The organism is Pseudomonas sp. ef1, from assembly GCF_007293365.2.
In the GTDB taxonomy this organism is placed as follows: domain Bacteria; phylum Pseudomonadota; class Gammaproteobacteria; order Pseudomonadales; family Pseudomonadaceae; genus Aquipseudomonas; species Aquipseudomonas siliginis.
This window is the reverse complement of the sequence record NZ_CM129815.1, coordinates 5,328,694-5,342,388: the sequence shown is the minus strand read 5'-3', so window position 1 is coordinate 5,342,388 and position 13,695 is coordinate 5,328,694. Positions and strand designations below refer to the sequence as shown.

The 13,695-nt window shown below is 61.4% G+C and carries 8 protein-coding genes; 5 read left to right on the top strand and 3 right to left on the bottom strand.

Annotation, left to right across the window (positions count from 1 at the left end; all coding sequences use genetic code 11):
* Window positions 1-201 precede the first annotated feature (201 nt).
* Entirely contained in the window at window positions 202-5,028 is a 4,827-nt protein-coding gene (locus FEE99_RS24370; RefSeq protein ID WP_041478251.1) for an NEL-type E3 ubiquitin ligase domain-containing protein, read from the top strand.
* Between the two features lie 3 nt (window positions 5,029-5,031).
* On the opposite strand, the gene mnmC is transcribed toward FEE99_RS24370, so the two are convergent.
* Window positions 5,032-7,011, bottom strand: coding sequence for a bifunctional tRNA (5-methylaminomethyl-2-thiouridine)(34)-methyltransferase MnmD/FAD-dependent 5-carboxymethylaminomethyl-2-thiouridine(34) oxidoreductase MnmC (gene mnmC / locus FEE99_RS24365; RefSeq protein ID WP_041478252.1), 1,980 nt, complete (start codon window positions 7,009-7,011; stop codon window positions 5,032-5,034).
* A 227-nt stretch (window positions 7,012-7,238) separates the two neighbouring features.
* Here mnmC and pap point away from each other — a divergent pair, with 227 nt between their 5' ends.
* Window positions 7,239-8,753, top strand: coding sequence for a polyphosphate:AMP phosphotransferase (gene pap, locus FEE99_RS24360; RefSeq protein ID WP_041478254.1), 1,515 nt, complete (start codon window positions 7,239-7,241; stop codon window positions 8,751-8,753).
* 103 nt (window positions 8,754-8,856) lie between these two features.
* Complete coding sequence (locus tag FEE99_RS24355) at window positions 8,857-10,041, top strand: thiolase family protein (RefSeq protein ID WP_041478255.1); 1,185 nt, start codon at window positions 8,857-8,859, stop codon at window positions 10,039-10,041.
* 103 nt (window positions 10,042-10,144) lie between these two features.
* Here the strand turns inward: FEE99_RS24355 and FEE99_RS24350 are convergent, their stop codons facing one another.
* A complete protein-coding gene (locus FEE99_RS24350; protein WP_041478256.1) occupies window positions 10,145-10,336 on the bottom strand; it encodes a DUF6316 family protein in 192 nt (63 codons plus the stop codon).
* 210 nt (window positions 10,337-10,546) lie between these two features.
* On the opposite strand from FEE99_RS24350, the gene FEE99_RS24345 reads away from it, so the two are divergent.
* Window positions 10,547-11,500: a DMT family transporter gene (locus FEE99_RS24345; RefSeq protein ID WP_041478257.1), complete on the top strand. Its 954-nt coding sequence runs from the start codon at window positions 10,547-10,549 to the stop codon at window positions 11,498-11,500.
* A gap of 85 nt (window positions 11,501-11,585) precedes the next feature.
* Here the strand turns inward: FEE99_RS24345 and FEE99_RS24340 are convergent, their stop codons facing one another.
* Window positions 11,586-12,980 (bottom strand): class II fumarate hydratase, encoded by a 1,395-nt coding sequence (locus FEE99_RS24340; protein WP_143979067.1) that lies wholly within the window; start codon window positions 12,978-12,980, stop codon window positions 11,586-11,588.
* A gap of 191 nt (window positions 12,981-13,171) precedes the next feature.
* On the opposite strand from FEE99_RS24340, the gene FEE99_RS24335 reads away from it, so the two are divergent.
* On the top strand, window positions 13,172-13,687 hold the full coding sequence (locus FEE99_RS24335; RefSeq protein WP_016770936.1) for a DUF2059 domain-containing protein: 516 nt from the start codon (window positions 13,172-13,174) through the stop codon (window positions 13,685-13,687).
* Window positions 13,688-13,695: the final 8 nt, after the last annotated feature.

Here is a 13,695-nt window from a genome sequence, read left to right as displayed (position 1 = left end):
CGAGATTTGCCCACTTACCGTTACGCATTTTTTGCATAAGCGTACAAGCGCGTGGACGTTCCGTGCGGGGTGGTGCAGGGCTATTTTTTCCATGCAAAAAGGCGTTTGGTCTACCTCGGTTTTGCGCAGAAATTTGAACTGTTATTGGCTGCCCGGCAGCGCTAGGGTCGAGTGTTCGAACCGCAATAAAGGACTATTGCCATGCTTAACCAAGACAAGACAAATCCACAGATTCAGGCCTCGGTCCTGAGCACCTTGTACGCCGCGACCGGTGACCTCGATACCGCTGAAAGCCTGGAAAAAAGCCTCCCGGCGCATCTGCTCACGGCTTCTGCGGCCACGCTGAACAAGCTGGACGAAATCAATCGTGAACTGCACACCCTGCAAGTCAAAGTCGACAAGGATCTGACCCGGCTCAAACCCTTGCACAGCTTCTGCATCAGCGAACTCAACGCGGCGCTGAGCGAGAAATGGCCAGCGGTCTATGACGTGAGCGAGGATCTGCTCAGCCTGCCCGGCGTCGATTGTAGCTGCGATGTGAAGGCGACGGATCAGGCCGAGATCGGCTTGGTCAGACACGCGACGCAAAGCCTGTTGCAGGCAGCCATGCAAAACTTCACCGCAGACGAGGAGCAGGCCGATGGTTTCCCCGCCGGCAGCCTGGTGCGCGTCAAGAGTGTGCCCGCTGGCGTGAAGGATCTGACGCCGGCAGCGTTCGCAGCGTTGTGCCGCAAGCTGGATCTGGGCAAGAAATACCAGGAGCATCTGCAGCAAGTGTTCGGTCTGCGTGAGGACTGCGGCAAAGTCGTGGCGACCAGTGCCATGACCCGCAATATCGCCGCATTGAAGCAATCGCTGCTGGAGCTGGACGCTCATCTTGCAGAGCTCAAGGGCGATATCACCGCAGCAGGTTTGCGCATGCTGCAGGATCTGATGCTGGCCGAAGGCGTGGCATCGGCGCAACACCTGCGCTACGGCAAAGACCCGATGATCATGCAGGGCATCAGAATCCTCGACAGTTGCGTTTGGGGCGTGGTGGTATTTTCCAAACGCTCCGTGGAACAACACCCTGAGGACGGATGCATGGTGTATATGCCCGGCGAGCCCGAGCGCGCCGTGTATGAGTACCCGAGTTTCAATGCGTTCAAGCGCTACCTCGCGCAACAACTCAAGAGCACGGAATATCAGGGGTATTTCGCCGGCAGCCTCGATGAAGATGACAAGGCTGACTTCTTCAAGGCGTTGGCTGAGAAACCCGATCTGGGCGTCGTCGAACAATGGCCGATCAATGTGGCGCTTTTTGATTTCATGGTGCAAAGCCATGTCGGCAAGTTGCAGATCGACGCGCGCAAACTGGCGGTGCCAACCGCTGATATCGATGAAGAGATCCGACAGAAACGCCTGTTGGATTTCGTTCAGCGCGGGGTGACTGTGGCATCGGTGGCGGGGCTGTTCGTGCCGGTCCTGGGGCAATTGATGATGGGCGTCGCGGTCGGGCAATTGCTCGGTGAAGTGTATGACGGCGTCGCGGACTGGCGTCGCGGTGATCATCAGGAAGCACTGTCACATCTGCTCAGTGTGGTAGAGAACATCGCATTGATGGGCGTTTTCGCCGGCGGTCAGAAGGTGCTGGGAACTGTGGGCAAAAAACTGTTGCGCGCGCATCCGGAGTTCTTCGCGCAGTTCACCGCGATACTCGATCGGGCCGGCAAGCCACGCCTGTGGAAGTCCGATTTGAGCCCGTACGAGCATGCTTTGCCGGCCGGATTCACCATCGGTGCCGGTTCAAAGGAGTTCTACCAGATCGGCAACAAGACTATCGCCCGCCTCGAGCACCGCCTGTTGGCTGGCAACTTTGATATCGACACTCAGCACTGGCGCCTGGAACACCCCGCACGCGCGCAAGCCTATGCTCCGGAACTGATCCGCCACGTCGAGGGCGGCTGGCGGTTCCCCGCTGAACAGCCCGAAGAATGGGGCAGCAGCGCCTACACGCTCAAGCGCATCGATCCGCAGTTGAGCGAATTTGCCGACAGCGACCTGGACATCCTTCGCCGGCTGAGCAACACCTCGCAGCAGACCTTGCTGGAAACCTTCAACGACAATCTGAGCCTGCCGGTACGCCTGCGCGATACCGTCGAGCGCGTGCGCATCGAGCGCCAGCTGCGTGAGTTGACCACGGAACTGGAAAACGGCGAGATCCACTCCGAGCAACCTCTTGAAGAACAGATGCACGCCTTGACGCAACTGCCGGGCTGGCCGACTGACCGATACCTTGAGGTCATCGGTCATGAAGGAGACGTCGAAACCACTTATCCTGCAAACAGCACGCTCGACGAAACCCTGGGAGTGCCGGTCACCCAAGGCCAGTTGGCACTCGGGCGCTTGCTGCAAACCGTCATCGATGGCCTCTACGAGCATGAAGTCGAGGCCTTGCTCGGCGGCAAAGTCGCGAAAAGCACGCAAGCCACCGGGCTGGCAAGAAAACTGGGTGCTGCGCTCAAATCCGATTACCGCGCGGCGTTCGAGCGGATGTACAAGCGCTATGACCACAGTGACGCGCAGGATCTGGGCAAATTACGCCAGGTCTTCGCCGATATTTCGGCGCGCCATGGTCAAAGGCTGATCGACCGCGCTTCGACTGTCGAGCGCCTGCACTTGCGCTCGACCGGGAGCGCGCCCTTGCGGTTGGGACAGCGGGCTCGGGCCGGCATTGCCGAGGTCCGGCTTGACCGGGCTTTGAGCGGGTTGCACTGGTCGTGGCTGGCCAATGCCGACACCGACAGGCTGGCCATGAAATTACTGCCGCGCCTCAGCGGCTGGAACGCGCGGCTGCGTCTGCAAGTCCGCGACAAGGCCTTGACCGGACCGATACTCGAAGACATCGGCGACGGGTCGGCGACCTCGGAAAATACCGGCTATCTGGTGAAGTCCACGCAGGGCTATGAGGCGTTTGGCGGCGACAAAAAATCCTTGGGCAAGGTGGCATCCGGCCCCGACGCTTTGTACATGGCCATCCTCAAGGCATTGCCGCCACGTCAGCGGACAGCGCTCGGGTTTGCCGATGCCGGACAGCTCAGTACGCACCAGTTACGCAAAAAGCTGCTCAACGTTGCCCTCGACGAACGCGAGGTCACTGCGCGGGCATTGCGCGGCGGCAGTACGGAATCACTTCCCGTCGAGCCGGCCTGTGTGCAAGGCGATCAGGTCCCCGCGACAGCTCATTCACGCACACTGCTGCGCAAAGCGCGCAGGCTTTATCCGCGTCTGAGCGAGCCGCAGCTCAATCAATTGCTCAACGAACTGGGCGATGATCCGTTCAGCCGTGCGACCCGCATCAAAGCCCTGCGTCAGGACCTGCAAACCCTGCGTGACGCGCTGTTTGTCTGGAGTGAAGATGGCGCCGCGCTGCAAGCCATGGGGGGCGATCTGGCTGAAGCGCGGCACAGTCGGAAAATGGCCGCCGAGCTGATCGAAGAAGCGTTTCGACGCTTTCATTGGGCCACCAACGAAGAGGGAAAAAACCTCTGTACCCTAGAGCTTGACGGCATGCGCATCGGTAAGGTGCCGACGTTACCGTCGTCGGTGAGCTTCGACCATGTCGAGCAATTGTCGATGCGGAACATGGCGCTGGGGGATGATGTGGCGTACTTCCTCAAGTCCTTCAAACAGCTCGACTCGCTGGAACTGGGCAGCAACGCGATCACCCGGCTGCCTGAAATGTTGTCGCACATGCCGCGTCTGCAACGGCTGAGCCTGGCGAACAATCAGCTCAAGCTCACCGAGCAGACCCTGGCGAAGCTGAACAGGCTGAGCACTTTACGCTACCTGAATCTGGACAAGAATCCGTTGGGTGCCACCCCTGATTTCAGCCGAATGTCGCAACTGCGTCGCTTGTCGCTGAACGATACCGGCATCACCGAACTGCCAGAAGGCCTTGACCATTCTGCGCACATTGAACTGATGGATCTGAGCGCCAACAGCATCACGGAGCTGCCGGAGTGGTTATTCGAGAAATCACGACGTTTCACCGGCGCACTCAAGCTTGGGCTGAACCCCTTTTCGGAAACGGCCAAAACGCATCTGGAGAACTATCGCGATAATTTCGGCGTTGGGATGGACTATGTCGCCGATGACATCGCACGGATGAACGAGCAAACGGCGCGCTCGCTCTGGTTGACGAAGGTCAGTGGCGAAGAGTGGGCAGAGCAGTCGCGCATCTGGGCGGCATTGCGCAGCGAGCGGACGGCCGATGGCTTGTTCACTTTGCTGGCGCAACTGGGCGATACCGCAGACGGCAAACAGGGCAGCGCTGACATGCAGCGACGCGTCTGGGCGGTACTGAAGGCGGCGGAAGCTGACGAGCCGCTGGGTCGTCAACTGCTCGACATCGCGGCCGATCCGCTTCACTGCACCGATAACGCGGCGCTGGTTTTCAGTCGCCTTGAAGTCGCAGTGGAAGTCGAGCGGGTGAGCAGGGCTGCAAGCGGGAGCAGGGGCACTGCCAAGGCGCTGTTGGAACTGGGCCGCAGTCTGTTCCGGCTGGACAGGCTGGAAGAAATCGCCCGGGAGCATTCGCTCCGGGCGCCAAAGGTCGATGCGCTGGAAATGAACCTCGCTTACCGGATCGGTCTCACCGATGCGCTGGGTCTGCGCGGTCAACCGAAAGATATGCTGTTCAGTGCCCAGAGTGGCGTGACGGCCGCTGATCTTGAGGTCGCAAAAAATCGCGTCTTCACCGCTGAACTCTCCCCGCAATGGCTGGAATACATGCAGGGGCGAACGTTCTGGCGTGACTATCTGCGACGCATATTTGTCCGCAAGTTTGCGCTGATCGATGACCTGTACGACCCACAGATGAGCGCACTGTTCGACAAGAAGGACACGCTGCCCTCTGGCGATTATTTGAGTCAGAACCAGGCACTCAAGCTTGAAAAGGACCAGGCTGAAGACGTGCTGTTCAAGAGCCTGACGGAAGACGCGATACGGCTGATGGATCTGGGCATCTGCGAAATGCCCGATACGTGAAATTCACTTGCCGCGAATCAACTGCCGTAAGGCGAAACGATTGGGATGGCAGGCTTCGGCCACACTGCGTGGTAACGGCAGCGGCTCGCTGTCCAGCCACGCGGCAAGCAGCTCGCCGGACAGCGGCGCGGTGATCAGCCCGCGAGAACCGTGACCGCTGTTGACGTACAGACCATCGAGCCACGGGCAAGCGACGTCCGGCACCTGCCGGGCGTCTTTGCTCAACGCAGCGTAGGTCTGATTGAAGGTTTGCAGATCAGCGAGCGGGCCGACAATCGGCAGGTAATCGGGGCTGGTGCAGCGGAAGGCGGCGCGGCCCTCAAGGTTCGCAAGTGGCTGCTCGTTGATGTTGAGGCGTGTCAGCAGGTCGCTGGAAATTTCTTCGAGCATCGCCAGATTGCCTTGGTGCTCGGCAGTCGTGGGTGTCAGATCGTCATTGTTGAAGTCGAAACTGGCGCCCAGGGTGTGCTCGCCCAGGCGCGCCGGGGCGACGTAGCCCTCGGCGCACACCACCGTAGCCAGCGCATGACTTTCTGCAGTCTCGGCCAGACGCGTGATTTGGCCGCGAATGCGCTTGAGCGGTAGGTCGGCACTCTGGGCAAAACGTTTGATTTCGGCGGCACCGGCCAGGATCACTACCGGCGCACTGGCGAGCAAACGTTCGCCGTCGAACGCTTGCCACAGGTCTGCGACTTTGCGCAGTTCCAAAGCTTCGTGATGGCTGAGCAACTCAATGTTGGTGTGGGTCGCCTGGGCCTGACACAGCGCCGGCGGATGCACCCAGCCGCCTTCGGGGTAGAACAAGCCGCCGTGGGCCACGCCGACACCGGCGCGGGCCTGGGCTTCAGGTTGCTCCAGCCACTGCAATAGATCTTCCGGGAACGCCGCCGCCAGTTGCCCGTGGCGCTCGGCTTCCTTGGCGTTGAACGCCAGTTGCAGCACGCCGCAGTCATCCCAGTCGCTGCCGCGTTGCAGGCTTTCCAGCAGGCGCCGGGTGTAACCGAAGCCGCTGACGATCAACTGCGACAACGCCGTGCCATGGGCGGACAGCTTGAGATAGAGCACGCCTTGCGGGTTGCCCGAAGCTTCTTGCGCCACCGCCGCGTGACGCTCGAGCAGACTCACTTGCCAGCCGCGCGCCGCCAGGCTCGACGCCGTCGCGCAGCCGGCCAGCCCGGCGCCGATCACCAGCGCCCGGCGCTCACCGCGCAACGGAGCAGGGCGGGCGAACCAGGGTTTCGCCGGTAGGGGCGCCGTCACCTCGGCGGGCCAGCCGAGAAATTCGCCACGCAGGATTTCCCACTTGTGGCCGATGCCCGGCGTGCGCTTCATCTTGAACCCGGCAGCATTGAGCAGACGGCGGACCCAACCGGTGCTGGTGAAAGTGCTGATGGTCGAGCCCGGCGCAGCCAGCCGCGCCAGCTCGACGAACAGCTCAGCGGTCCACATGTCCGGATTTTTTGCCGGCGCAAAACCGTCGAGAAACCACGCGTCGATCTGTGCATCGAGTTGCGGCAGTTGCTCCAGCGCATCGCCGATCAGCAAGGTCAGCGTCACGCGGCCATTGGCCAGAGTGATGCGTTGAAAACCTTGATGAATCGCCACGTAATGCCTGAGCAACTGATCCGCCAACGGCATGAGTTCTGGCCACAGTGCCAAGGCTCGGCGCAGATCCGCAGGCGCCAGCGGGTACTTCTCGACGCTGACAAAATGCAAGCGCGCGCCGGCCACCGCGTGCTGTTCGAACAACTGCCAGGCACAGAGAAAATTCAACCCGGTGCCGAAACCGGTTTCGCCAATGACCAGACGTCCATCCGCCGGCAGCGCAGCGAAACGCTCGGCCAGACGGTTCTGTTCGAGAAACACGTAACGGGTTTCTTCCAGCCCCGACTGGTCGGAAAAATACACGTCATCGAACACCCGCGAACGTGGGCGTCCCTGGTCGTCCCAGTCGAGTTGGGCGTGGGGCATTTCGGCTTTCATGGCAGGCTCGGCAAACACAAGGCGGCCATTCTAGCCGATCGCGCGCGAGCTGCCTGATCCAGCACAAGACGGGATTTGGGCGTGTCAGGGAAAATTTCAAAAGATCGCAGCCTTCGGCAACTCCTACAGGGAAACGCATTGCAAATGTAGGAGCTGCCGAAGGCTGCGATCTGTTCAGGTGCTGTAATCATCCGCTAGTCTTGCTGAACCCTGGAAGGAGCCGTCCCATGTTTGAATCCGCTGAAATCGGTCACGCCATCGACAAAGACACTTACGAGGCGGCCGTCCCTGCGCTGCGTGAAGCCTTGCTTGAAGCACAGTTCGAGTTGCAGCAGCAGAAACGCTTTCCGGTCATCATCCTGATCAACGGCATCGAAGGGGCGGGCAAGGGCGAGACGGTCAAGCTGCTCAATGAATGGATGGACCCGCGCCTGATCGAAGTGCGCACCTTCGACCAGCAAACCGATGAAGAACTGGCGCGGCCACCGGCCTGGCGCTACTGGCGGATGCTGCCGGCCAAGGGGCGGATGGGTGTTTTCTTCGGCAACTGGTACAGCCAGATGCTCCAGGGCCGGGTGCACGGACTGTTCAAGGATCCGCGTCTGGACCAGGCCATCGCCGGCGCTGAGCGTCTGGAGAAAATGCTCTGCGATGAAGGCGCGTTGATCTTCAAGTTCTGGTTTCACCTGTCCAAGAAGCAGATGAAGGCGCGGCTCAAATCGCTGGCCGACGATCCGCTGCACAGTTGGCGCATCAGTCCGCTGGACTGGCAGCAATCGCAGACCTACGACAAGTTCGTCAAATACGGCGAGCGGGTGCTGCGCCGCACCAGCCGCGATTACGCGCCGTGGCATGTCATCGAAGGCGTCGATGCCAATTACCGCAGCCTGGCGGTGGGCAAGATTCTCCTCGAAGGTCTGCAAAACGCGCTCAAGCGTGCCGACGTCAATCCTCACGAAGTCAGTGCCGCGCCGCTGGGTACGCCGGTCGATCAGTTGAACCTGCTCGACAGCCTCGACCTGACGCAGCGTCTGGACAAGAAAGACTATGAAGAACAACTGATCACCGAGCAGGCGCGCCTGTCCGGGCTGATGCGCGACAAACGCATGCGTCGCCATGCGCTGATCGCGGTGTTCGAGGGTAACGACGCGGCGGGCAAGGGCGGGGCGATTCGCCGCGTGGCAGCGGCGCTCGATCCGCGTCAGTACAGCATCGTCCCGATTGCCGCACCGACCGAAGAAGAGCGCGCACAACCGTATCTGTGGCGGTTCTGGCGACACCTCCCGGCGCGGGGCAAATTCACCGTGTTCGACCGCTCCTGGTACGGACGGGTGCTGGTCGAGCGGATCGAGGGCTTCTGCACCCCGGCCGACTGGCTGCGCGCCTACGGCGAAATCAATGACTTCGAAGAGCAACTGGCCGATGCCGGCGTCATCGTGGTCAAGTTCTGGCTGGCGATCGACAAGGACACGCAGATGGAGCGCTTTCAGGAGCGCGAGGAGATTTCCTTCAAGCGTTTCAAGATCACCGAGGACGACTGGCGCAATCGGGAAAAGTGGGACGACTATCGCCGGGCGGTCGGCGACATGGTCGATCGCACCAGCACCGAGATCGCGCCGTGGACGCTGGTCGAGGCCAACGACAAACGCTGGGCACGGGTGAAAGTATTGCGCACGATCAACCGCGCGCTGGAAGACGCGTTCGAGAAATCCGACAAGAAGGCCAAAAAGCACAAGGACTGAAGCGATGGCCGCGCATACGCCGGGTGAATGATCCTCGCGGTCGGCAAGAAGGTGGACTTATGCTCAGGTCCACTCTCAACCGACAACAACAATGAGGTATGCCATGCGTGAAGTGGTGATCGTCGACAGCGTTCGGACCGGCCTGGCCAAATCCTTTCGCGGCAAGTTCAACCAGACCCGCCCCGATGACATGGCGGCCCACTGCGTCAATGCGCTGCTGACCCGCAACGATATCGACCCGGCCAGCGTCGAGGACTGCATCGTCGGCGCCGGCTCCAACGAGGGCGCGCAGGGCTACAACATCGGCCGCAACGTCGCGGTACTGTCGCGCCTGGGCACCGGCACTGCCGGCATGACCCTCAACCGTTTCTGCTCGTCGGGTTTGCAGGCGATCGCGATTGCCGCCAACCAGGTCGCCTCCGGTTGCAGCGACATCATCGTCGCCGGCGGCGTCGAGTCGATCAGCCTGACCCTGAAGAGCGTCAACACCGATCACCTGATCAACCCGCTGCTCAAGCAACAGACTCCCGGCATCTACTACACCATGGGCCAGACCGCCGAAGTGGTGGCGCGCCGTTACGATGTCAGTCGTGAGGCGCAGGATCGCTATGCGCTGCAAAGCCAGATCCGTACCGCGCAGGCCCAGGCTGCCGGTCTGTTCGACGATGAAATCGTGCCGATGGCGGTGAAGTACCGCGTCGAGGACAAGAACAGCGGTGAAGTGCGGATTGTCGACGGCGTCGTCGAGCGCGACGACTGCAACCGCCCGGACACCACCTACGAAAGCCTTGCCGGACTGAAACCGGTGTTCGCCGACGACGGTTCGGTGACGGCGGGCAATTCCTCGCAGCTGTCCGACGGTGCCTCGATGACACTGGTGATGAGTCTGGACAAAGCGCTGGAGCTGGGGCTCAAACCGAAAGCGTTTTTCCGTGGCTTCACCGTCGCCGGCTGCGAGCCGGACGAAATGGGCATCGGCCCGGTGTTCTCGGTGCCGAAACTGCTCAAGGCGAAGGGCTTGCAGGTAGCGGATATCGATCTGTGGGAATTGAACGAGGCGTTTGCTTCGCAGTGCCTGTACAGCCGCGACCGGCTGGAGATCGACAACGACAAATACAACGTCAATGGCGGCTCGATTTCCATCGGCCACCCGTTCGGCATGACCGGCTCGCGCCAGGTAGGGCATCTGATCCGGGAATTGCAGCGGCGCAACCTGCGTTACGGCATCGTCACCATGTGCGTGGGTGGCGGGATGGGGGCGAGCGGGTTGTTTGAGGCGGTGCGCTAAAGGATTGGTTGCCTGTTCAGGCCCCTTCGCGAGCAGGCTCGCTCCCACAGGTGACGGTATTCCCCTGTGGGAGCGAGCCTGCTCGCGAAGGCAGCGCCGCGGTTCAGCGGCTGGAACCCTGCCGCTGCATCCGCGCTACATATGCCTGAATCTCCCGCTCAATCACCTGACCGTCAAACGGCCCCTCAAGGGTATTTTCCCGGGTGCTGAAATACAGCTCGCCATTGACCCGGCACACGCGGTCGCTGCGAAAACGGGTGGCGGGGGCGCTGTCCTCGGCGCGCATGGCGTACATGTCGGTCTCCCTGATCAATGCGTTGAAAAGTCTGCAATCAGCTTATGCCTGAAGCACTTGGCGCGCCTGCCCGGCCGATCAACGGCGGCGCGCCGGTTTACTGCTGCGACCTGCACAGTTTCATTCGCGGCCTGGCGGCAACTGTCCCTGTGTTGCAAGGGACAGGGCGCCTAGAATGCAGGCTCTTGTCAGCAGGCTTTTGGGGTTCGCATGCACATTTCATCGGGACGCTGGGTGTACGGACTGTTCCTGGCGCTGCTGACCGCGTTTCTGTGGGGCATCCTGCCGATCAAGCTCAAACAGGTGTTGCTGGTGATGGACCCGGTCACGGTGACCTGGTTTCGTCTGATGGTTTCCGGCGGCTGCCTGTTCATTTATCTGGCTTCGGTCAAGCGCCTGCCAAGTCGCAAGGTGCTCGGGCCGAAGGGCGGCTGGCTGGTGCTGATGGCGGTACTGGGGCTGGTCGGCAATTACGTGCTGTACCTGATGGGCCTCAACCTGCTCAGCCCCGGCACCGCGCAATTGGTGGTGCAAATGGGTCCGATCATGCTGCTGATCGCCAGTCTGTTCGTGTTCAAGGAACGCTTCAGCATCGGCCAGGGCCTCGGCTTGCTGGTGCTGTTGATCGGCTTTGGCCTGTTCTTCAATCAGCGCCTGGCCGAGCTGCTGACTTCGCTCTCTGATTACACCGCCGGCGTGTTGTTGGTGCTACTGGCGTCGACGGTGTGGACCTTTTATGCGCTGGGCCAGAAGCAATTACTCACGGTGTGGAATTCGTTGCAGGTGATGATGGTGATCTACCTGTTCTGCGCGCTGTTGCTGACGCCGTGGGTACATCCGCTGGAAGCGCTCAACCTGAGCCCGTTGCAGGGCTGGCTGTTGCTGGCGTGCTGCATGAACACCTTGATCGCTTACGGCGCATTCGCCGAAGCGCTGGCGCACTGGGAAGCCTCGCGAGTCAGTGCGACGCTGGCGATCACGCCGCTGGTGACATTTGTTGCGGTGGCGATTGCGGCGCGGATCTGGCCGGACTACGTGCATGCCGAGCAGATCAATGCGCTGGGCTATGGCGGGGCGGTGCTGGTGGTGCTGGGTTCGGCGCTGGTGGCGTTGGGGCCATCGTTGATTGCCGGGCTCAGGGCGCGGCGGATGCGCATGGCCTGAAGATCAAAAGATCGCAGCCTGCGGCAGCTCCTACAATTGGAATGCGTTTCCCTGTAGGAGCTGCCGAAGGCTGCGATCTTTTGCTTTAGCCCTTGGCCCCGGCCTCGATCATGTTCTCCGGGCGCACCCAGGCATCGAACTCTTCATCAGTCAGATAACCCAGCTGCAACGCCGACTCACGCAAAGTCAGCCCTTCGCTGTAAGCCTTCTTGGCGATCTCCGCCGACTTGTCATAACCGATGTGCGGGTTCAGCGCGGTCACCAGCATCAGCCCACGTTCCAGATGCCTGGCCATGACCTCCGCATCCGGCTCGAGCCCGGCGATGCAGTGCTGCTGGAAGTTGCTGCAACCGTCGCCGAGCAGACGGATCGATTGCAGCAGGTTGTGGATGATCACCGGTTTGAACACGTTCAACTGCAAGTGCCCCTGACTGGCGGCAAATCCGATCGCCACGTCGTTGCCGAGCACCTGGCAGGCGAGCATCGACAGCGCTTCGCATTGGGTCGGGTTGACCTTGCCGGGCATGATCGAACTGCCCGGTTCGTTGGCCGGCAGCTTCACTTCAGCAAAACCTGCGCGAGGACCTGAGCCCAGCAGACGCAGGTCGTTGGCGATCTTCATCAAGGCCACGGCGAGGGTTTTCAGCGCGCCGGACAGCGTTACCAACGGTTCATGACCGGCCAGCGCGGCGAACTTGTTCGGCGCGGTGACGAACGGCAAGCCGGACAGCGCGGCCAGCTCGGCGGCAATCGCCTCGCCGAAGCCGTGCGGCGAATTCAGCCCGGTGCCGACCGCAGTGCCGCCCTGTGCCAGTTCGCAGACCGCCGGCAGCGCGGCGCGGATGGCGCGCTCGGCATAATCCAGTTGCGCGATGAAGCCGGACAGTTCCTGACCGAAGGTGATCGGCGTCGCGTCCATCATGTGCGTGCGCCCGGTCTTCACCAGTTTCATGTGCCGCGCCGCCAGTTCGGCAAGGCCGCCGGACAGCTCGGCGATCGCCGGCAGCAGTTGTTCCTGCACCGCTTTGGCGGTGGCGATGCTCATGGCGGTGGGGAAGCAGTCGTTGGAACTTTGCGAGCGATTGACGTGATCGTTCGGATGCACCGGCGACTTGCCGCCGCGCGGGTTGCCGGCCAGTTCGTTGGCGCGACCGGCGATCACTTCGTTGACGTTCATGTTGCTCTGGGTACCGCTGCCGGTCTGCCAGACCACCAGCGGGAACTGCTCGTCATGCTCGCCGGCGAGGACTTCATCGGCGGTCTGTTCGATCAGGCGAGCGATGTCCGCCGGCAGGTCGCCGTTGCGGTCGTTGACCCGCGCGGCGGCTTTCTTGATCAGCGCCAAGGCATGCAGCACCGGTAGCGGCATGCGTTCCTGACCAATGGCGAAGTTGATCAGCGAGCGTTGCGTCTGAGCACCCCAGTAAGCGTCGTCCGGGACCTCGATCTGGCCCAGGCTGTCGGTTTCGATACGGCTCATCGTGCACACTCCTGTTGGTCTGTTGGCGCAATTTAGGCCGGCATCGGCCCGGGTGGTTCCATCGGCTCGATTGTTGACCGCAAAACCCCGCCAATCAAGCGCGGCAAGGGCCGGGGGTTGAGCCATAGCGATTGTTAGGCGCAGAATGGTCGCCCTTGGGGTTCGACCTCGCTTTGCTTAAAGGAAACTCGATGACTCGTCTTCGCGCCATCTGTACCGCGGTTGCACTGGTTTGCGCCAGCGGCCAGGTGCTTGCCGATACCGCCAGCCACAACGCCAGTGCCGAAGCTTTCCTGACGCTGGCTCACGCTGACAAGCTGGGTACCCCGGTGTACATGCAAGTGCAGCAAATGTTCGCCCAGCGCTTTGAACAGACCAAAGCCCCTGAGTCGAAGAAAGCCGTGCTCGAAACCTACCAGGCCAAGGCCAACGCCGCGCTGGACCAGGCCATCGGCTGGAACAAGCTCAAGCCCGACATGGTCAAGCTCTACACCAGCAACTTCAGCGAATCCGAGCTCAAAGATCTGGTTGCCTTCTACCAGTCGCCACTGGGCAAGAAAGTCCTGGAAAAAATGCCGCAGCTGACCCAGCAGTCGGCGCAGATGACCCAGGGCAAACTGGAAAGCGCGGTGCCAGTGGTCAACAAGCTGCTCGACGACATGACCAAAGAGCTCACCCCGGCCGCGGCGCCAGCCAAGAAGAAGTAAGCGGAGTT

What these genes read in the sequence shown, in the direction of transcription:
- FEE99_RS24335 (WP_016770936.1), top strand. Translation starts at nt 13,172, where the DNA reads ATGACTCGTCTTCGCGCCATCTGTACCGCGGTTGCACTGGTTTGCGCC.
- FEE99_RS24340 (WP_143979067.1), bottom strand. Translation starts at nt 12,980, where the DNA reads ATGAGCCGTATCGAAACCGACAGCCTGGGCCAGATCGAGGTCCCGGAC.
- pap (WP_041478254.1), top strand. Translation starts at nt 7,239, where the DNA reads ATGTTTGAATCCGCTGAAATCGGTCACGCCATCGACAAAGACACTTAC.
- FEE99_RS24345 (WP_041478257.1), top strand. Translation starts at nt 10,547, where the DNA reads ATGCACATTTCATCGGGACGCTGGGTGTACGGACTGTTCCTGGCGCTG.
- FEE99_RS24355 (WP_041478255.1), top strand. Translation starts at nt 8,857, where the DNA reads ATGCGTGAAGTGGTGATCGTCGACAGCGTTCGGACCGGCCTGGCCAAA.
- FEE99_RS24350 (WP_041478256.1), bottom strand. Translation starts at nt 10,336, where the DNA reads ATGTACGCCATGCGCGCCGAGGACAGCGCCCCCGCCACCCGTTTTCGC.
- mnmC (WP_041478252.1), bottom strand. Translation starts at nt 7,011, where the DNA reads ATGAAAGCCGAAATGCCCCACGCCCAACTCGACTGGGACGACCAGGGA.
- FEE99_RS24370 (WP_041478251.1), top strand. Translation starts at nt 202, where the DNA reads ATGCTTAACCAAGACAAGACAAATCCACAGATTCAGGCCTCGGTCCTG.